A 20,355-nucleotide genomic window follows, 5' to 3' on the forward strand; every position below is an offset into this window, starting at 1 on the left:
AGATAAGTTTCATGAAATATAAGCAATAAAGGACGAAAGAAGTGAACTAGATGGACATTAGAAAGCATTTTTCTGCCCCTTTTGCGAAAGGATTATTGTTAACACTAGGAATTGCAATCGTCGCAAAATACATTTCAACCTTGCCTTTTTTCTCAATTATGGGGCAGCTTGTTATTGCAATCATAATAGGGATGATTTGGAAAGCAACGATTGATGTTCCGGAGGCATGGCAGACGGGTATTTCGTTTTCAAGTAAAAAATTATTACGTTTAGGAATTATTTTACTAGGGATGCGTTTAAATTTAGTGGATATTTATAATGCGGGCGCAAGTGTATTTCTTATTGCTTTTATTAATTTAGTTTTTGCATTATTTGTAGTTTACGGACTATCAAAAGTTTTTCATGTAGAGAAAAAACTTGGAATTTTAACGGCGTGTGGAACAGCAATTTGCGGAGCGGCTGCAGTTGTAGCGATTGCGCCACAAGTGAAAGCAAATGAAAAGGAAACTGCCATCAGTGTCGCGATTGTGGCAATGCTTGGAACGACATTTACCCTTGTTTATACGTTGTTATATTCAGTACTTGGTTTAACTCCTACAGAATACGGAATTTTTGCCGGTGGGACATTACATGAAATTGCCCATGCGATTGCAGCCGCTTCAGCTGGTGGTGATGAGGCTTTAGATATCGCAATTATTGTCAAGCTAACACGTGTCGCTTTATTAGTACCGGTAGTGATTTTGATTGGGATTTGGTATCGAAGAAGTGAAGAGGGACAAGAGAAAGAGGCATTTTCTTTAAAGATGATTCCTTGGTTTATTGTTGGATTTTTAGCAATGAGTGCCTTTAATTCGCTTGGCATTGTACCGCAGTATGTTGCACAAGTTATTGTAAATATTGCGTATATATTAATTGCCATGGCGATGGCTGGTTTAGGATTGAATGTTGAACTAAAAACCTTCAAAAAATTAGGTGGAAAAGCATTTGGAGTAGGACTTGTAGGATCAGTTTGCTTATCCGTTCTTGGATACCTATTAGTTGTTCTATTTCAGTAAGATGGAACTGTATTAACGATACACTAAATAGATGCAAGATTAGAAAAATATTTTAATAACTGTTGACTCAAATCCCATTTCATGTATATAATCAATTTCAAATTTATAAAAATCAGTGAAGAAGAAAGTAGCTTATATGATTTTGGCTAAGCGAGTTAGGGACGGTGGGAGCCTAATGCAAAAAATATTGGTGAAACGCACTTTGGAGATGCATCTTGAATGGAGTAGGGAATGCCGGGGAGTCACCCCGTTACAAATGGAAAGCGGTCACAGTCATGTGGCAACTAGAGTGGTACCACGGGAATTTATAGCTCTCGTCTCTTTTTTTAGAGACGAGGGCTTTTTTTATTGGTTAGAAAGAAAATTTTTTCAAGGATATCACATCAAAAAGACAATATTTCACGCTAGTTGGCGCGCAATGTACTTTTCGAAAATTTGGAGGGGAAATAACATGATTCAAACAGTCGCAAAGATTTTAGAACAGACAATTGAAAGTGAACTAACAACAGTAGAAATAACCGCTTTATTAGAAAAGCCGAAGCATCAGCATTTAGGAGATCTCGCGTTTCCATGCTATACACTTGCAAAAAAATTTAAACAAGCACCACAGCAAATTGCACAAGCCATTGGTGAGAAAATTAAGCACCCCTTTATTCAGGATGTTCAGATAGTCGGTGGCTATATTAATTTCTTTGTCAATCAATCAGCAGTCACACAGCAGGTTTTGACAAACATTGTATGTAGTAAGGACAACTATGCCCAGGTAGAGAATAACGGTCAACGTATCGTGATCGATTTTTCGTCACCGAATATTGCAAAGCCTTTTTCAATGGGGCATTTGCGTTCTACGGTCATTGGCAATGCGCTTGCGAATATTGCACAAAAGAATGGTTATGAAGTAGTTCGTGTCAATCATTTAGGTGATTGGGGGACACAGTTTGGTAAGCTGATTGTTGCATATAGTCTATGGGGATCAAAGGAATCGATTGAAAAAGCGCCCATTCAAGAGCTATTAAAACTTTATGTGAAGTTTCATGACGAAGCAGAGCAAGATGAAGCACTTAATGTAAAAGCACGTGCTGCTTTTAAAGCATTAGAAGATCAAGATGCAGAAGCAATCACATTATGGGAATGGTTTAAACGTGTATCGCTAGAGGAATTCAAGGGAATTTATGATCAACTCGGTATTCAATTTGATTCCTTAGAGGGGGAAGCCTTTTATAACGACAAGATGCAAGGTGTTGTAGAGGAGTTAAATGCTAAGCAGTTACTAACGGTTTCAGATGGCGCAAATGTGGTGGAGCTGGATGATATGCCACCGTGCTTAATTACGAAGCAGGACGGCGCAACGCTCTATGCGACACGTGATTTAGCGGCAGCCTTTTATCGTCAAAAACAATATAGCCCTGAGAAAATCTTTTATGTTGTGGGCAATGAGCAAACGTTACACTTCAACCAATTTATTAAGGTGATTGACAAGATGGGCTATACATGGGCGAAGCAGCTACAGCATGTGCCTTTTGGGATGATGTTAAAAGACGGGAAGAAAATGTCGACACGTAAAGGCAGAGTAATTTTGCTAAAAGATGTCCTAGACGAGGCTGTTCAAACTGCGAAACAAAATATTCAGGACAAAAATCCAGCGTTACAAAACATGGAGGAAGTTGCACATCAAGTAGGGGTTGGCGCGGTTATTTTCAATGATTTAAAAAATTACAGATTGAATGATATAGAATTTTCACTAGAGCAGATGATGAATTTTGAAGGCGAGACGGGTCCATATGTGCAATATACATATGCACGTATTTCATCGATCTTAGAAAAAGCAAACTTCACACCATCTAACATCGACTTAATGGAACTAGAGAAACAAGCTTGGCCAGCAATTCTTTGTTTGCAAGACTATCCAAAAGCGGTTAAAGAGGCTTTCGAGCAGGTAGACCCATCAATCGTTGCAAAGTATGTGCTTCAATTAGCAAGAGCCTTTAATAAATACTATGGCAATACAAAAATCTTAGTAGAAGACTCGGCAAGGGAGAGCCGATTACTGTTTTGTTACTGTGTAGCAACCATATTACAGGACGGGCTGAAGCTGTTAGGATTGAAGTCTCCTAGTAATATGTAAAGCTTATGACAAAAATAAAAATCCCGAAAATTATAAGAGAAGTAAAATTTTCGGGGTTTTTCAGTTGAATAGTAGGTTTTATCCCATTCTCGTTTTTGGATTGTATTTTATCTGTCAACTTTTTGTAAAGCGATTTCAAATGAACTAAAGTTATTTTCTCTTATGACTTTATCAACTATAGCCATAATATCATTTGTCATTACTTTGTTATTTAAATCAATATCATACATTAAAAGTGTAAGCATTTGTTTATCAGCTGAAAATATTGTGTATGCACCTCCTCCTTGAGGAGAGTAACCCTTTTCTTTCAGTTCAATAATGATTTTTTCCATTAATTCCGTTTCATTTATTTTATCATATATTTCTTTAACTTCTTTCATAGTTTGTTTATCCGCAACATAATCAGAAGAGGTAGAATCCTTATCGATTACAAAATACACCCCACAACAAATTAAGATGATTAATGCAATAAAGAAAATGACTTTACTTATTACATTACCCCTTCCTAGCATTTTAATAAATCTTATGTATTAGTTATTAAAAATAAGACATATCATTGTACATTCATAAAAATTTTCCCATTCCACGAACACTCCATACGACCCTTTCAGAGAGCATTTCTTTGCGTGATTCTTGCGTGCCAGCGAATCAAAATATTCAGGACAAAAATCCAGCGTTACAAAGCATGGAGGAAGTGGCACAGTAAGTAGGGATTGGCGCGGTTATTTTCAATGATTTAAAAAATTTCCGAATGAATGATATTGAATTTTCTCTAGAGAAGATGATAAATTTTGAATGGGAAACGGATCCATATGTGCAATATACATATGCACGTATTTCATCGATCTTAGAAAAAGCATATTCACACCATTAAACATCGATTTAGGTGATGTCCGAGCAGAAATGTCTCGGGCATCTTTTTCATTTTTTATGTGTAACATATAATTGACAAATGTAAAATATATATTACAATTGGTGGTAAGGGGATCAATTACCACTTTTTAGAACTACCGTTGAAAAAAAGGGTTTATTTTCCGAAAAAAATTTTTCCAAACTTTGCTGAGTATCAACTTAATCGGGGGAAATGTCGAGGGTATTTGCGATTTTGGGAGTTTATTTGCGAATTAAAACATGGTATTTGCGATTATCAACTTATATTTGCGAATGACCAAAAAATCCCTAATTTAACTATTAACGCGTGAATAAATTTTGATGGCTAGTAGAGGAACAAATGCGTCCATCCTATGTAATGGAGTAAATCGCATCCTACTTAAATAAAACTTATGGTAGCCCCGATTTATGGTGATGAGCCCTAAAAGAACTTAATTTGTGCAGTACGGTGAAAGGAGGCTTGTAGTTGAAGGATGTTGTCATAACGAATCATGTGAAGGTTCGACGGATTGAGATCGGCAATCTAACGCAGGGGGATTTGGCGAAACAAGTGGGTGTCACTAGACAAACGATGAATTTAATCGAAGCCCAAAAGTATAATCCAACAATTAAGGTTTGTTTATTAATTGCGGCCGCACTGGATACGTCGATCGAAAAATTATTTTGGTTGGAGGAAGATTGATGACGAAATTATTCACCTATATCCCGCTTATTGCTTTTTTATTGGTGTTCTTTTTAGTGGAAGCCATGCTGTTAAAAGGGTTGCTGCTAGCGTTGATGATTGTGCTAATCATTTTTGCAAAATATAAACGCAATCAGCTACAAGAAGATGTTGAATTTGATGACCGCGTCAATGCCAATATTACAAAATGGTCTTTGCGAACAATTTTTATACTTAATACGGTGCTGTTGGCAATGTTACTGATAGAGAGCCGAGGTGTTGCTCTTTTTGATATGAGTATGAATTATATGATTGCGTATTTATTGGTGACGCTATGTGTGCCTTTTTACATTGTTCCAGCGATAGTAAAACGATTTTAGGGGGAATTGAAAATGACAATGGATTTGATAATTATGGGTGCTTTGTTATTAGTGATGGGCTTTTTAGTTGGCGTGAAAAAAATGACTTGGTTATTAGCAGGCTATAATCAAAAGCGTGTGAAAGATCAAGAAAAGCTAGCGCGTTTAGTTGGTGGAACATTTGGGTTTGTTGGAATTGCTCTAGTAATTTGTGGGGTCATTGGTTTAACACAGGTGGAGACGCTACTACCGATTGCATTAGGAATTTTATTACTACAAGTTGTCTATGTGAACATTAAATTAGTAGAATAAATTATTAGGAGAGGCAATAGGGGGAGTAGAAATGACAGTTATTGATTTATTAAATAAATACATTGATGCAACCAATACACACGATTTTAAAAACGTTAAGGCATGTTTACACCCGAATGCAGTTTATTGGTTTACTGGTACTAATTGTACAAATATGAGCGAAATCCAAGCGTATTTTGAGAATGCATGGGATACAATCAAAAATGAAATCTATCGGGCAAAAGATATCCATTGGCTTGTTAATGAAGCAGATAATGCAACATGTATTTATACCTATGAATATGAAGGGTATTTAAATGGGAAATACGTGCAGGGAAATGGACGAGCAACAAATGTATTTGTGAAAGATGATCAAAATGAGTGGAAATTAATACATGAGCATTTGAGCAAATTAAAATATTAGAAACATACTAAAGGCAAATATTGATTATTTAATTTACTAACAAAAATGGATTAAGTGCAGTGTTACTTATTTTCGGCGGGCTACGGCATGACCGCACTATGGCCACGTGGTACGTGTCCATACTACTGTCTTTAATGCCGCATGCAAGGCCCGCCAAACTAAAATGGTGCGTATTAATAAAGTTAAAAGAGTCCAATACTGCCGCTAGCGCTATCGCGAGGCGGCGGTGCTGAATAAAATATTACCCTGTTTCAATATTGTACTTCGATTAAAAGTTAGCTCTGTAAATAAAATTAGCTACTTGATTGCGTCAAAATAAAAACTGTTTTTAGGCTAATGTTGACTTTATTTCAATAACAACGCTTGATTCTACAGTTTATTTATAACCTTTATAGCCTAGCGATGTATAAATGTTAATAACAACATCGAACAGCAAATCGAGATGAATCATAACTCATCAAATCCTAAATTTACCGGCTCTAATGGTAATTTTGAAGCTGAGCTAGTCATATTTGTTGAAGGAACGGAATGATCAACTTCTTCAAAACTAACCCCGTCTATCCATACTTCACCCGAGCCAACGAGTAACACACCAAAATGAATGGCTGCACTTTCTTCAGGTACATCGAGTACAATCGAATAGTAATTCCAATCAGTTGTGCCATGAATTGAACGATTATCCATATTGTCGAATTGAACGAGGTCCCCGTTTTTCGAATCAATACGGCACCAAGCCCCGCATTTCATCGCATCTTTTGTTTTAATAAAGCAAGACATTTTCATGCGCTTACCAATCCAATTTTTAGCTGAAAATACTTGCATTAAAGTGCCAAATTGACCTTCCTCAGCAGGCTTTGTGCTGCCTAAATAGCCCGATTTTGAGCCCGTATGAAATACCTCATGATCGGCTTTAATTGTATATAAAGATGGGTTTGTCCCCGTTAAAAGCCAGCCTTTCACCTCATTTGATGTCATTTCCTGTTCCTCCTTAAAGTTTATTGTACGCATTAAATTACGATATTTCCCCGGTGGCATCTGGTATAGCTCTTTAAAAGCCCGTGTAAATGCTTCCTGCGATTGAAATTGACATTCAAATGAAATGTCTAGTATTGATTCATCGGAATGCAACAGTAAAAATGCAGAAACAGCAAGACGTCTTCTTCGAATATAAGCACCGATAGATAAGCCCGTCTCCTTTTTAAATTGCCTTGTTAAATAAAACTTCGAATAACCAATTTTTTCGGCATACTGCTCAAGCTGCCAATCAGATAAAATATTTTCCTCTAGCGTATCTACAATATGTTGGAAAAGTTGACTATACATGACTGCTCACCTCAAATCTTAGTATAAAGAAGAAACCAAAATCATTTTTGATAATTATTGCACTGATGTAATTATAGTTTATTGGAAAATTGGGGTGGATTGTATAGTGCAAAATAAAAGGGGAGGACTATGTTGTGAATAGAAATTTGTATTTATCTCAATAAAAACTTCCTAAAAGGTGAAAATATTAATTCGTTTATTCACTTTATTTTCCATATTTATTATTTTAATCTAATTGTATAGGGGAAATGCTTCAAATAAGAGAGGGGTAATTCAAATGGAATCTATTATTGAAAAAGCGACAATTATAGCTAAACAGGCTGTCATTGAAGCAGGTAATTTAGCAAAAGGTAAATTTGGACAAACTTACGAAGTTGACTACAAAGGTGTTAACGGGGATGTAGTGACAGAAATAGACATAATGGCTGAGGAAATTATTGTGAATACAATTCGTAAACACTTTCCTTCTCATAGAATTCAAAGTGAAGAAATGGGGGACGATAGGAAAGATAGTGATTGGATTTGGCAAATAGATCCACTTGATGGAACAAATAATTTTGCAATAGGGCTTCCTGTTTTTTCTTCTTCAATAGTATTACTACATAAAAATATACCGGTATTAGCCGCAATATATGAACCTATATTAAGTAGATTATTTTTTTCTACTATAAATGGAGGTACTTATTGTAATGATATATCGATTGTTATGGAAGATAATCAGCAATCAAACAAATTAAGCATTGGATGGATTCAAGGTCATGGGGTTCAAAATGATTCAAATGCAGTAAGATTGAGACAATTCATAGATTTAAATAGCAAAAGGATGATCCGACTTTGGGCACCAACAATACAATGGTGTATGTTAGCTAAAGGGGATTTAGATGGAATTATATTATTCAATTCGCCTGGAGAGGATTTATTATCAGGGGTACTTATGGTAAAGGAAGCTGGAGGAATTGTAATTGATTTTGATGGTAATGATTTTACTGGCTCAGAGAAATTTCCATTTTTAATTGCCTGTCACCCAAATAAAAAAGAAGTATTGATAGATTTAGTTAATAACGGATTGGGAGAGTCGATGCTATAGAATATGGAAACGAAATTTATTATCAAACGAGGAGTGTTATTATGAAAAAAACAGCGGTACTTATTTATCCTAATTTTAGTGAATATGAGTTGACAACGGCATTGTCAGTTTTAATGCAAGGTGCAAAGCCTGTAAGTATTATATCGATAGGCAAAGAACCAGTTAAGGGAGAGGCTGGTCTAACATTAATAGCAGATCAAACGATTGATCAAATTAATTATGAAGAATTCGATAGTCTGCTATTAACAGGGTGTATGGATATTTTTGCTATCCTTGAAAATAATAAATATATTGATTTTATTAAAAAGATTTCGAATCAGGATAATTTCATTATAGCTAGTATTTCTAGTTCGCCCGCTTTACTAGCAAAAGCAGGATTATTAAAGAATAAAAATTTTACAGTTGGATTACTAGAGGAAGCTAGAATAACTTCTGGGTTATTCGAAGGGGCCAATTATGTTAATGAATTATTAGTGAAAGATGGCAATATTATCACTGCATGGGGTTCAGCATTTATTAAATTTGGTATTTTATTTGGGAAAACACTGGATCTTCAATTTGAAGAAGGCTGGTATGGTAAATAAGTAGTGTTAGTGATTACTTAGAGCATTATTAAAACTAAGGTTATTAGAGGTTGAGAATATATTAAATAGTGGAAAATATTATTAGGAGGATACGAAACATGGGTTATATTGAAAGATTACGCAAAGTCGTTGGCAGCGAGCCTTTACTATTAGTCGGAGTTGCGGTTGCTGTCATAAACGATAAGGGGCAAATATTATTACAAAAAAGAAATGAGGGTGTTTGGGGCGTTCCGGGCGGTTTTATGGAATTGGGCGAGTCTACTGAAGAGGCCGGTAGAAGAGAAGTGTTTGAGGAAACAGGGCTTGAAATTGGACAACTTGATTTAATTGGGGTGTTTTCAGGGAAGCAGCATTTTGTTAAGCTACCGAATGGTGATGAATTCTATCCGGTAACGATTGCATATATTTCAAAAGAAATAAAAGGTGGAATCCTTCAAGCAGATGGTCAAGAAACAACTGTGGCTAAGTTTTTTAACATGAATGAGCTACCAGAACAACTAAATCCCATGATAAAAAACATGCTACAACAATATGTACTTACGATTTAACATTTTGTTAATGGGAATTTAATAATTTTACCATTTTTGGAGGCAAGCGATGATCTATTTTGATGAGTATGGAGATCGAAATAATCCAACGATTTTGTTATTACACGGGGCAGCCGCTGTAGATACGTTTACGCAACAATATCAAGTCCTAAATAACTATCATCTCATTGTGCCACATCTATATGGCGCGGGGGAATCTGTCAAAATAACATACAATCCACATAAGCTTAAGCAAGAGATTTTAGAGCTCGTAAAATCGCTAAACAAGCCGAGCGTTGGGATAATGGGACATTCCATCGGGGCTCAACTTGCCGTCATGTTGGTTACTGATAATCCCGAGTTATTTTCACGTGCTGTGTTTTTAAGTGCATGGGTATGTCCGAATGAAAAATCCATTCGTATGTATTGCAAATCCGCACCAGTAATGGTTAAACTACTCCGCTATAAATGGATTGTGAAATTGCAGGCGAAGTATTGGAACTATACGAAGAAGCAGTCAGATTATATGGCTGACTATGCCAGGAAATTAACCGTCGAAAACTATCAAGCTTTTTTCAACGAGACAATGAACATCAAAGATTTTCCGGGAATTTTTGAGGTTACGCTTCCAATGCTAGCAATTTGCGGACAGCGCGAAAGTAAGGATATCAAAAACTCGCTTGAATTATTAGCTCAAAATGCCAGTTGTCAGACAATGATTTTACCAAAAGCGGGGCATGATTTTCCGATGCGTTGTGCAAGTGGATTGAATCCTATTTTAAATAGCTTTTATGATGAGACGATAAATTAATCCACGGAAAAGAGCCTGCTCGAACGTAAATAGGAGCAGGCATTTACTTTTGAGCAAAATCTATAATTATTAAATCGGGATATGGTGAAAACGGTCCAGTCACATAAGTTGGGGATGATATGCTTTTTCATTAATCTGTGAATTCAATTTGAATCATTATAGCTTGGTCGTGTACATTTACACCGAGGTGAGATGTGAAATATGGTGATTCGAGCATAAATTCAGAAAAGCGAGCATAAATCCCAAAAATCGAGCAAAAAATCGGAATTCCGAGCATAAACATTCCGATTCCGAGCATAAAATCAATAATCCGAGCATATTTCACGCAAATTGGTCATGCATTAGCCCATCTAAAGCCAAAATATAACATTACTTTTTATTTGCACGTCTTTTCCAAACGAAGAAACACAAAGCAGCTATACCGAAGAGTAAGAACACAAGATCTAAATCTTTATCATACTTAAACCACATTTTAGAGCTTAAATTGACCTCTTCATTCGGTGTAAACGGTTTTTCAGTAATATTTGGGTAATCGTCGCTTGAATTAACGGCCATTACTGGGCTACAGGGGCTGTTGTAATAGTTTTCATTATTTTCGTGCAAATAAACGTAGTATTTTTTGTTCTTTTCAAAGTTGTAACCCCATGTAAAATCCGCTTCAAAAATGATTTGAGAGGCTACTTCGCTTTTCCAGCTCTTTTCTACTTGTAGCAAAACATACTTCTTTGTCTCTTTTGTCCACGTAAATCCTTTTTGTACAATATCATTTTTTACATTTAAAACGGTTCCTACTACAGCCATATCATAATTGTCAATAATAGGTTCTTTTAGCTCTGCACAACTTAATGCCTTCGTTTGATTCGGAAAAAATATGTGTAGAGACAGGGTACTTATTACGATGAGTAATAATAATCTCATGGCGCCTCCTAAAAGAAATATTTAACAAATTAGACGTGTGAATAATTGCAAAGTTACAAATCGCCCTTATTGAATGTTCATTAATTTGAAATAGTATTTCAAATTAAAGGAAATGATTTGTCGTAAATCGAATAATACATGGAGTACGAAAAAGAAGACACTGTTACGGAGGGATGACATGTTTCCAATATTAGAAACTGAACGTTTAATTTTAAGAGAGGTAGTTCCGCAAGACGCGCAAAATATTTATTCCTATTTTTCAAACGACCTTGTAACAAAACACTATGGAATGGATACCATGACGCAATTAGCTGATGCCGAATCGTTAATCCAAGCATTTGCAACGAATTTTAGTCAACAACGAGCAATCCGTTGGGCGATTGAGCGAAAAGATGAACTGGGATTAATTGGGACAATTGGCTTTAACTTATGGTCAAAGATACATAAACGTGCGGAAATTGGCTATGAGCTGCACCCGGATTTTTGGCGGGCAGGCTATACTTCAGAAGCTTTAAATATAGTGACAGAATACGGCTTTAATGAACTAGGGTTCACAAGGATTGGGGCAGTAGTTTATCCAGAAAATACAGCATCCAATCAATTGCTATTGAAAAATGGCTTTGAAAAAGAAGGGGTTTTACGAAACTATATGTATCAAAATGAACAAGCGCATGATGTGAACATGTTTTCTAAGGTGAAGCGTTAAAAGATTTAGAGAAACATTTGCAGTGATTTTGTGGTTTTGAAAAAAAGTTGCGATATTATAATAGAGTCTAATTAGAATTATCTCATCTCTATAGATTTTTAGAGGTGAGATAATTTTTTTATTGGATATCAATGTTAATATCACGATAAAGATGGCGAAGAAATGTACTTAAATTAACTGAGCAGGTTAGTTGCATAGACAGGTATTTTTTGAGCGTGTGTTGAAAGTAAATATAGGAAGAATTAGCGAAACAACATCTTATATAAAATTTCGGTAGTCATGTAGTTCAAAAAAAGGGGATATTTATATGAAGACTATTTTTGTTGACTGGGGCGGAAATAAAGTAAAACTTACTTGGATTCCGGGAATGAAAATAAATCAGTCTTTAAAAGTAACAAGTGTACATGCAATTTGTATAAAAGATGGGAATATCTTATTAGCTCATATTAAAAACAGAGGTTTTAATTACCCAGGTGGTCATTTGGAAGCGGGAGAAAAAGAAGAAGAAGCTATTATCCGAGAAACTTATGAAGAAGGATATGTGAAAGGAGCAATTAAATACATAGGTTTGATTGAAGTAAGTCATCAGGATAATCCATTTTTTGATCCACAAGGAAAATATCCTTTAATAGGTTATCAAGTCTTTTATAGAATGGACGTAAATGAATGTTTGCCTTTCCTCCGTGAACACGAATCAACTTCTCGTATATGGGTTCAGCCATCTGAAGTACCTTTTATAATTAATGACCATGAACTTGCAAAGTTAATTTTAGATGATGCTTTAGCTTTAGATATGAAATAAAAGTACACCATTTGAAAAGTTATGATGAAATATCTTTTTGAATTCAAAAAATAGTAGGATTATAACAAGGTTTGATTTAAGAGAATAAGTCCAACAATAGTAAAAATAAGCAAGGGGTGAGAAAAATCATTGAATTCTTAACAATTAATCATAATAAAATTGAGATTTTTCAAAAAGGAAATAATGGTACACCAATACTTTTTCTTACAGGGATGGGTTGTTCATTTGATGAGTGGTACGATGTGAGAGCGTCATTAAGTAAATCTAACCGTGTAATAATGTTTCATAGACCTGGACTTGGAGAGAGTGAAATTCGAAATGAAGTCCGGAATACACAGGCAGTCGTAAACGAAATAATTGAGATGTTACTTTTACTTAGAATACGTGAACCCGTAATATTAGTTGGTCATTCATATGGTGGGTTATGTGCCCAACATTTTGTGAAAGAGCATCCTAAAAAAGTTGCAGGATTAGTATTAGTAGATTCAACTTCTGTTGATCTAAAGGTTTTAGACGAGTTGGATATACCAGTGCTGAATGAAGGTTCAACCGATGATATTTGGATTGGGAAATGTGGTTATTATTCTGTTATGAATCAGGAAGAATTAAGAGAAATAATTAATCCTACTCTTACAAAAAAACAAAAACAACTTCCTTTTGATATTCAACAAAGATTATTGAATTTCCAGATTAATCCTTCGTTATACAAAGCAATGCATTCTGAAATTAGCAATTGGAAGAAGGACGCAGATACTATAAAGAACTTGGGTGCATTCCCTAATATCCCTTTAATTGTAATTGGTCGAGATAAAGAACATAGCATTAGGTTGGGGACTAAGGATGGGTTACCAGAGTCGGAGTTAAGGTTATTTGAAGAAAAGTGGCTAGAACTAATTATGGAGCAACTTAATCTTACTCAAAATAGTAAATGGGTATTAGCACATGAGGCAAGCCATTCAATACATATTGATAGACCAGATATTATTATTGAATCAATAACTTGGATGGTAAAGAATAATTCCCTATTCAACTAAATGATCTTTAATTAAAGATTCGTATTTCGGAATAATCAATCCTTATATTAAAATGTATAGCGATAAATAGATAAAACTTCAATATCGTTGACAAAAAAAACCACACCAGACATTAAAATATTTATTTCCCGGGAATTAATTGAATTTTCTGCTTTCTGAATCCATTCTTTTTCAACAGGTAATTCAAGCGAGGGCACCACAAATGTTTTGTAATAAGCCCACATAAATCAGTGTATAGAAAATTAAAACGTCCGTACGTAATCTCGTATCCTGCGATATAAAAAAAGTGCGTATTCGTTAAAAACAACGAAACGCACATTACGAATTATTTTAAGCATTTACATAAAAGCTAATCAAATTTCTTCCTGTGTTTTTAGATTGGTACAAAGCTTGATCGGCAAGGTCTAGTAATGTTTTTAACTCTTTTACTTCACAATCAGCAAGCGATGCAACGCCCATACTAATTGTTAACTTTACATAAATGTCGTCTGTTTGGAATTCAAAATCGGTGATACTTGCGAAAAGCTGTTGAAGTATTGTTTCAGCATCTTTTCCAAGCTGCTTTGCGAGAAAGACGAATTCATCACCGGCATAGCGTGCGAATAAAAAGTTTTCTGGCAATACACCTTGAATGATCTGTGCGAGCTGTTGAATAGCTAAGTCACCAACGATATGGCCAAAGCGGTCATTTATCTTTTTAAAATGGTCGATATCGATGATGGCACAATGGACATTATGTGCTGCCTCATCGATTAACTTTGCGCCGAATTTTTCTAAATATCTGCGATTAGGAATCGAAGTGAGCCCATCAATATAAACAAGTTGCTTCATATTATCTAAATCGATTTCCTTGATGACTTTAATTGTCTCATTCGTCACGTGTTTCTTATGTTGATCTAACAATTTTTCGTTAAACTTTTTTGCATAATACAGTGCTTCTTGATAATTTCCGCTAATTTCGTGAGCTTGTACTAAATTTTCAAGAATAATGGTTAGAAAGGGCTCTTCTTTCGTTTGAACAATAAACGCATAGGCATTTTCTAATTCAGTGATGGCATCAGAATAACGCTGTAATTGAATGTAATAGCGACCTTTCACACATTGATAGTACATCTGTTCGCGATTATACTTCTCGATATTTGCAATGGCTTCGAATGCATGGAATAATGGCTCAATTGTTTGTAATTGCTGCCATTCTAATTGGATGGTCATCAAATTTAAGTAGTAGGCAGCTTCGGACATGGTCGTTTTTATGCTAGGCTCATGTACAAATTGTTTTTTGACTTCAAGTGCAATGGCATTTGCTTGCTCAAAATCTTTAATTAACAGATAGACGCCTTGTAAATTGATTAAACTAATTACGTAACGTTTGGTGTCATTTAATTTTTTGGCGATTGCAATGGCTTCTTGATAATACTCGATGGCTGATTTTTCGTCACCAATTGAAGTACTGATGAACGCTAAGTAGGTACTGAGTTTTAACTGATTGAGCTCAGTTCCATGCTCTTTGCAGATTGATTTATATTCAGGTAAATAGTTGTATAATTCTTCAACACGGCCTAAGTTCGCAAGGTTTTGGCAAATCCAGCCTAAGCAATCAATGACACGATCATACCGTTTTATGGCTTCGTACTCTGTTTTTAAGATTCGAAAATAGCTTAATCCTTCTTCAAATTTTGCGACTAGGTGCATGCTTTTTGCATATTCAAATTTTTCTTCTAATGACTCAAATTTATTGAATTCTAACTTTTTCTGCTGTTGTATAAGCATTCCTGCCTAACTCCTTTAATTAAAAGTAAAATGAACAATAATAAAATATATTATATCATTTTTATAATAAATTTCATATTTTTATGAAAATAAAAGGAAAATAACGGTATAGTTGTATAACCAAAAGGGGGTATGTGTTTTGGTGTAAAGGATAATACTCAAAGTAAAATAACTGCTAGCTTGTTAGCTCTATATATATTTGTATCAACGTGGATTATTCTCTTTAATATGCAATTGTTTTTTCAAGAGTTGTGTCATATCACGGGGGTTAGGGGAATTAAATTAATCCCTTTTACTGGATCAGTTATTAAAGGCAATCAAATTGATATTGGTGTGCAAAATAGCCAACTATCTGAAAATAATTTCAGATAGCTGGCCATTCGTCGTACATACCGAAAAGGTGCGATATTTAATATTTTGAGCTTACGATTCAAGGAGGTGTTTTCTTCAAAGTATGCTGTCAGGACTTTCCATGACCTTAATATTTCATAAACACGTTTTGCGACTTTCCGAGCTTCGGTACCTTCCGTTAAGCTGTAGCAACCATCACTACCTTTATTTTTCCAATGACCAGGGTGCATTTCGACTTCACTAGCAATCATTTATTTTCACCATCTTTTGATTTATCTTCTTCGCCATTCTGTAATTGTGTAAATGCATTTTGCAAAAAACGAGGAACTTTAATTCCTAAATGCCCGAGGTTTTCTATCATACTAATCCCTTCCATACCGATTAGAAATAAAATCATAGCATTCCGCATGAAATCACCACTATTAGTAGCATTGTCTAATTGCACTGCTGCTACGACCATTAATATCATTGCTAACTTTTTCAAAAGCCCCTTAAAAGCTTTACGTGAAACTACTTCTTTAATTAACCAAGCTACCATGATGCCTAATGTAAAATCGATTGCCATCAAAATACAGAGCGCCGTTACCAATTCATCTACATTACCAATTAAATATGCAACCCACCCAGTAATTTCATCAATAGCCGACGTCCACAATGTGTTTGCTTCCAATCCTAAACCATCCTTTCTTTTATAATAAAAGCCCTCCACAGAGATTTGTAGAAGGCATAAAATTTTTCATAATTACAATAATTCGATTTAAGAATTTCATATTTTTGATATATAACCTAGTTTTGCTCGATTTTTAGTTCATTAGTCCTTTTAAACTGAATTTTACGGGACTCCGCCATAACGCCTACTTTAACGTTTTAACTTCGACAAAAGGAAGGGATTTCCTTCCTTTTATAAATAAAAAATAAAGTTGAGAGCCATCCCAATATGCCGATTACATAGATTTAAAAAATCATCTAGTGGTTTGTATTTGCTACCTCAGTTACTCACTTTTTCTTTACCACTTTAAACTCTATTTCCTTTTTATAATTTAACAACTAGTTTGGTTATTCTCAGAATCCAGATGTGCGAGGAATTACAGTTTAATGGGTGATCCCCAAAATGCACGGTAAAGAATGAAAAAATCTGTTGTAATCCTGCTTTATTTCACTCACTTAATTTTGAAAGAGCTTTTTCCGACTACAAGAAAGCCCGTATGATGAAATTAATTCGTCATGCGGGCTGTTTAATCTCTTTATTAGTTTGTCCTTGAAATAGTTACTAAATCGGGTGTCTCTTTTGCCTCAAAGCTTTACGATAATTCCCATTTCTTATTCCTCAAAAATTTTACAAGGAAAGTTTCACTCTGTCTCAATATAAATCGCTAATGGTAAATTACTACCGCCTGAGTGCATTAATTCTAATGTAATGACTTCGTTTGCTCCATTTACTGTGTAGCTTGGTAGCTCAATGTATTCTTTGCCAGGTTTTAAGGTAGGGATTAAATGAACTTGTCCATTAAATTTAATCGCGCCACTGTACAAACCGCCTCGGCCAGAGAGCTTGATTTTTACATTTTTTGCTTGGCCTGTAGGGTTGGCTACAGGTATTTTGACAATATAATTTATACCGAAATGCCCTGAATTGCCGACACTTCCATTCACTTGTGCAAGTGAGTTTTCTTGAGTTAACAAATGGTCTGTTTTGCCGTTAGAAATACTATAGCCGACTTCTTTGCTATCGATTTGATACGTTGGAAATTCCCCAATAATGGATGAGCTTGGCCAAACACCGCGTGGATGGGCTGCAGATGCATTTATTGAAACAGGGTCCGAGTGAATCGTCGCTAGGTCTTCATGATTTTTTGCAACAACCGTTCGGATTGTATAGTTGCTTTCACCTTCGCCTATTGACTGAATATCGAAGTCGTGCAAGAACCCGATAATATACGAATTCAGTAATTCATAGGATTGGATAATTTTCGTTTCACCAGGAGCAATCGTAATGCCTTCTGATTCAGCTGGCTGTAAATTATTGTTCATTACTTGATCGGCGATTGGTAAGCCGATATCATAGTTAATCCAGCTGTGACTACTTTTTCTATACACACCTTTTGAATTGGTTACATGTAATGTTGTCGATGTAGAATTATTTTCTAGTGTAATGCCTAGCATTATGTCTTTACCGAGTGTGTTGTAGTGCCAGCTAAATATTCGGTGCTCATTTAGCGCATTTTTTGTAACCACATTTTGCGCAGCGAGTGTTGCTGTTGAATGTGGGATATCACTTGTTGTTAATGTTTCAGGATTGTCACTTACTAACAACGAACGCGTGCCTGCTAATGTCGCAAAAGGAATGCTTTGTGGTACAGGCGTCGTACCAAATGATTTTTCTAAAAACTTACTTGTAAACATCGTTTGATATAAGTAAATATACATCTCTCTTTGTTCGCTTAAATAACGTAAGTTGCCTCCTTCATCGACTGTATTGACAATGAATTTGACCGGGACATACATATTTTCTGATTGGATAAACGGCTGTTCTGCGGTTACGATCATTTCGTCGTTGATTTTTATGACATTACTGCCATTTGTGAAAACAAAAATTAAACCGAAAAGTTGCAATTCAAATTGGTCGCTAGAAAGCCATTTGCCTGTAGCACTTTCAAGGTTTTCATATAAGTACTTTGCAGGGATATACGTTCTCCCTTGCTTTGTAATTATAGGATGATTCATCACAATTCGTTTGTTATTGATGTGTAAATAATAAGGCTCATCCGCAGTGGGTGGTTTTGTTTGTCCATCATTTAAAGATATGCTAACTGTACGTGTTTGCTGATTCCATTGGACGCTGCCGCCTAAATTTTCACTTAAGAATCGGATAGGTACATATGTTTTATCTTTATAAAGAAATGGTGGAACATTTACCGTAACCTTTTTGCCGTTGACGATTGCTGTCTTTGAATTGAGTGTGACAGCTACCTGATTATCATTGCGTACAGCACTTGCGGTTTTTGTTTGTTGATTCCATTGCACCTTCGCACCAATAATTTCGTATAAATTTCGCATTGGTAAAAATAGATGGCCATTTTTATTTAATACGGGGTCTTTAAATGTTACTTTCTTTCCGTTTATGAGCACAGTCACGTTTTTTTCAATCGTCAAACCATTGCCCACGGATTGGTTCGCGAACGCTGCACTTTGATTTACGGATAAAAGGGCAATCGTCATGATCATCATAATAATCCAATATTTTTTAAACATAATAAAATTAATCGTTCCTCCATTAGTAAATAGTTGAATTACCGAAAGCTAATGTTGTATAGATACTTGCGGTAAATGTTTGAAACGATTGTATCGAATCAAAAAATCTTATTAATTATAGCATATAAGTCAGGCTGTTCTATGGGTAAATCTTTTATGATTATTGAGGAATATGCTACTATCTACCATAAATTCTAGTGAATGCTTCCCGTTGTTTTGTGATAAAAATTTGATGTCGGTTATTTGTTGTTGTAGAAATGCTTAAGGTGAGAAAAGCTTTAGATTAGAAGAGAAATTAAAAAACATGAATTCGCAATTTTACTAGCGAAATCATGTTTTTTGAATTGTAAAGTATGATTTTTTTAGGATAGTCAAAATTGAAAAGCTACTAACTCACACTTTCAGAAAGCTCGTTTGGTTTTGGTTCGGTATTTTTTTCAGCCTTTAACGCGATATAAATCATCATCACCAAAATGAATGAAGTGCCTAGCCATTGAAATGATCCGAATGGTTCTTTCAACCATAACACGGTAGCAAGTACGGCAGTCAGCGGCTCGATATTCCCGAGTAAGCTCGTTTCCTTTACCGATAAAGTTTGTAAGCTTTCAATATAAAACCAAAAAGATAGCATTGTTCCGAAAATAATGACGATTATTAAATAAAGGATTGTCGATGCTGTCCAACTAGAAACATCGACTTCCCATGGTGCCTTAACAAAGCTAAGTGCAATACCAGCTAGCACCATGGCCCAACCAACAACAACTAATGAATCAAATCGTCTTAATAACGGAATGGCGTACAGCGTATAAAACGCGAGCGAAACCCCCGAAAGCAATCCCCAAACAATGGCAGGAAGTGGAACCGCAAGTGCCGAAATCGAGCCGTTTGTTAATAGTAAGAAGCTTCCACCAAGTGCGAGTGAAATGGTAACAGCATCCTTTTTCGTAAATTTTGCTTGGCCGCGCAATGCAACCCAGACAATAATCATCACCGGAGCTAAGTATTGCAATAATGTAGCGACCGCTGCATTGCCTTCCTTGATTGCCGCCATATATGTATACTGTACTGCTAGCATTCCAACGAGCCCAAAAATAATAAGCCGCGTTGCACTGTATTTTTCACGCCAAATTTCGAAAATTTGCCCACGATCTTTAAAAATGGCTTGCGTTAACAATAGTAAAGTACCTGCAATAAGTAATCGTGTTGATACGAGCCAACTTACTTCAATTCCTTGAGTGAAAAGCTGCTGCGCGACAGTTCCGCCAATTCCCCAAAAGAAACAGCCAGAGACAACGAGCATAAAGCCTATCATTCGTTTGTTTTTCATAATATCCCTCAATTTTTATATAGTATTTTCATTGTAGCGAATCTTAATATGAAAAGC

21 protein-coding genes, 1 pseudogene and 1 other annotated feature are annotated in these 20,355 nt (G+C 35.5%); of the genes and pseudogenes, 14 read left to right on the forward strand and 8 right to left on the reverse strand.

Annotated elements, in window-relative coordinates; all coding sequences use genetic code 11:
• Positions 1-50: 50 nt before the first annotated feature.
• Both LZ480_RS06460 and argS read left to right on the forward strand, forming a co-directional pair.
• Positions 51-1,055, forward strand: coding sequence for a YeiH family protein (locus LZ480_RS06460; protein ID WP_241368558.1), 1,005 nt, complete (start codon positions 51-53; stop codon positions 1,053-1,055).
• A gap of 106 nt (positions 1,056-1,161) precedes the next feature.
• Positions 1,162-1,380, forward strand: a binding site (T-box leader).
• Between the two features lie 126 nt (positions 1,381-1,506).
• Entirely contained in the window at positions 1,507-3,180 is a 1,674-nt protein-coding gene (argS, locus tag LZ480_RS06465) for an arginine--tRNA ligase (RefSeq protein WP_241368559.1), read from the forward strand.
• Positions 3,181-3,287: 107 nt separating this feature from the next.
• Here argS and LZ480_RS06470 read toward each other — a convergent pair whose 3' ends face one another.
• A complete protein-coding gene (locus LZ480_RS06470; protein WP_241368560.1) occupies positions 3,288-3,560 on the reverse strand; it encodes a hypothetical protein in 273 nt (90 codons plus the stop codon).
• Between the two features lie 263 nt (positions 3,561-3,823).
• On the opposite strand from LZ480_RS06470, the pseudogene LZ480_RS06475 reads away from it, so the two are divergent.
• The 5 genes and pseudogenes from LZ480_RS06475 to LZ480_RS06495 all read left to right on the forward strand — a co-directional run.
• Positions 3,824-4,039: pseudogene (locus LZ480_RS06475) on the forward strand (arginine--tRNA ligase); the annotation flags it as partial.
• A 498-nt stretch (positions 4,040-4,537) separates the two neighbouring features.
• Positions 4,538-4,753, forward strand: a complete 216-nt coding sequence (locus LZ480_RS06480; RefSeq protein WP_241368561.1) for a helix-turn-helix transcriptional regulator — start codon at positions 4,538-4,540, stop codon at positions 4,751-4,753.
• Complete coding sequence (locus LZ480_RS06485; protein ID WP_241368562.1) at positions 4,753-5,112, forward strand: hypothetical protein; 360 nt, start codon at positions 4,753-4,755, stop codon at positions 5,110-5,112. The genes LZ480_RS06480 and LZ480_RS06485 overlap by 1 nt, the downstream gene beginning before the upstream one ends.
• A 12-nt stretch (positions 5,113-5,124) precedes the next feature.
• The gene (locus LZ480_RS06490; RefSeq protein WP_241368563.1) at positions 5,125-5,403 is read left to right on the forward strand and encodes a DUF3784 domain-containing protein; all 279 of its coding nucleotides are present in this window, start codon (positions 5,125-5,127) and stop codon (positions 5,401-5,403) included.
• A 31-nt stretch (positions 5,404-5,434) separates the two neighbouring features.
• Positions 5,435-5,806 (forward strand): YybH family protein, encoded by a 372-nt coding sequence (locus tag LZ480_RS06495; RefSeq protein WP_241368564.1) that lies wholly within the window; start codon positions 5,435-5,437, stop codon positions 5,804-5,806.
• 447 nt (positions 5,807-6,253) lie between these two features.
• Here LZ480_RS06495 and LZ480_RS06500 read toward each other — a convergent pair whose 3' ends face one another.
• Positions 6,254-7,129, reverse strand: coding sequence for a helix-turn-helix transcriptional regulator (locus LZ480_RS06500; protein ID WP_241368565.1), 876 nt, complete (start codon positions 7,127-7,129; stop codon positions 6,254-6,256).
• 277 nt (positions 7,130-7,406) lie between these two features.
• Between LZ480_RS06500 and LZ480_RS06505 the strand changes: the two genes are divergently transcribed.
• From LZ480_RS06505 to LZ480_RS06520, 4 genes are all read left to right on the forward strand, one after another.
• A complete protein-coding gene (locus tag LZ480_RS06505; RefSeq protein ID WP_241368566.1) occupies positions 7,407-8,216 on the forward strand; it encodes an inositol monophosphatase family protein in 810 nt (269 codons plus the stop codon).
• 41 nt (positions 8,217-8,257) lie between these two features.
• Positions 8,258-8,800, forward strand: coding sequence for a DJ-1/PfpI family protein (locus tag LZ480_RS06510; RefSeq protein ID WP_241368567.1), 543 nt, complete (start codon positions 8,258-8,260; stop codon positions 8,798-8,800).
• A 98-nt stretch (positions 8,801-8,898) separates the two neighbouring features.
• Positions 8,899-9,348, forward strand: coding sequence for an NUDIX hydrolase (locus LZ480_RS06515; RefSeq protein WP_241368568.1), 450 nt, complete (start codon positions 8,899-8,901; stop codon positions 9,346-9,348).
• A 49-nt stretch (positions 9,349-9,397) separates the two neighbouring features.
• Positions 9,398-10,138: an alpha/beta fold hydrolase gene (locus LZ480_RS06520; protein WP_241368569.1), complete on the forward strand. Its 741-nt coding sequence runs from the start codon at positions 9,398-9,400 to the stop codon at positions 10,136-10,138.
• 369 nt (positions 10,139-10,507) lie between these two features.
• Here the strand turns inward: LZ480_RS06520 and LZ480_RS06525 are convergent, their stop codons facing one another.
• Positions 10,508-11,056 (reverse strand): hypothetical protein, encoded by a 549-nt coding sequence (locus tag LZ480_RS06525; RefSeq protein ID WP_241368570.1) that lies wholly within the window; start codon positions 11,054-11,056, stop codon positions 10,508-10,510.
• A gap of 178 nt (positions 11,057-11,234) precedes the next feature.
• On the opposite strand from LZ480_RS06525, the gene LZ480_RS06530 reads away from it, so the two are divergent.
• The 3 genes from LZ480_RS06530 to LZ480_RS06540 all read left to right on the forward strand — a co-directional run bounded on the left by LZ480_RS06530 (position 11,235) and on the right by LZ480_RS06540 (position 13,598).
• Positions 11,235-11,762, forward strand: coding sequence for a GNAT family N-acetyltransferase (locus tag LZ480_RS06530; RefSeq protein ID WP_241368571.1), 528 nt, complete (start codon positions 11,235-11,237; stop codon positions 11,760-11,762).
• Positions 11,763-12,069: 307 nt separating this feature from the next.
• Positions 12,070-12,564: an NUDIX domain-containing protein gene (locus tag LZ480_RS06535; RefSeq protein ID WP_241368572.1), complete on the forward strand. Its 495-nt coding sequence runs from the start codon at positions 12,070-12,072 to the stop codon at positions 12,562-12,564.
• 116 nt (positions 12,565-12,680) lie between these two features.
• Positions 12,681-13,598: an alpha/beta fold hydrolase gene (locus LZ480_RS06540; protein WP_241368573.1), complete on the forward strand. Its 918-nt coding sequence runs from the start codon at positions 12,681-12,683 to the stop codon at positions 13,596-13,598.
• Positions 13,599-13,928: 330 nt separating this feature from the next.
• On the opposite strand, the gene LZ480_RS06545 is transcribed toward LZ480_RS06540, so the two are convergent.
• The 5 genes from LZ480_RS06545 to LZ480_RS06565 form a co-directional block, all read right to left on the reverse strand.
• The gene (locus LZ480_RS06545) at positions 13,929-15,368 is read right to left on the reverse strand and encodes a tetratricopeptide repeat-containing diguanylate cyclase (protein WP_241368574.1); all 1,440 of its coding nucleotides are present in this window, start codon (positions 15,366-15,368) and stop codon (positions 13,929-13,931) included.
• 317 nt (positions 15,369-15,685) lie between these two features.
• Positions 15,686-15,970 (reverse strand): hypothetical protein, encoded by a 285-nt coding sequence (locus LZ480_RS06550; RefSeq protein ID WP_241368575.1) that lies wholly within the window; start codon positions 15,968-15,970, stop codon positions 15,686-15,688.
• Positions 15,967-16,389 carry a phage holin family protein gene (locus LZ480_RS06555; protein ID WP_241368576.1) on the reverse strand — a complete coding sequence of 141 codons (423 nt, stop codon included), beginning with the start codon at positions 16,387-16,389 and terminating at the stop codon, positions 15,967-15,969. Before LZ480_RS06555 ends, LZ480_RS06550 begins: the two co-directional genes overlap by 4 nt.
• Positions 16,390-17,069: 680 nt before the next feature.
• Complete coding sequence (locus tag LZ480_RS06560) at positions 17,070-18,971, reverse strand: copper amine oxidase N-terminal domain-containing protein (protein ID WP_241368577.1); 1,902 nt, start codon at positions 18,969-18,971, stop codon at positions 17,070-17,072.
• Positions 18,972-19,359: 388 nt separating this feature from the next.
• The gene (locus LZ480_RS06565) at positions 19,360-20,298 is read right to left on the reverse strand and encodes an EamA family transporter (protein WP_241368578.1); all 939 of its coding nucleotides are present in this window, start codon (positions 20,296-20,298) and stop codon (positions 19,360-19,362) included.
• Between the last annotated feature and the right edge of the window lie 57 nt (positions 20,299-20,355).

Source organism: Solibacillus palustris (genome assembly GCF_022549215.1).
Taxonomy (GTDB): domain Bacteria; phylum Bacillota; class Bacilli; order Bacillales_A; family Planococcaceae; genus Solibacillus; species Solibacillus daqui.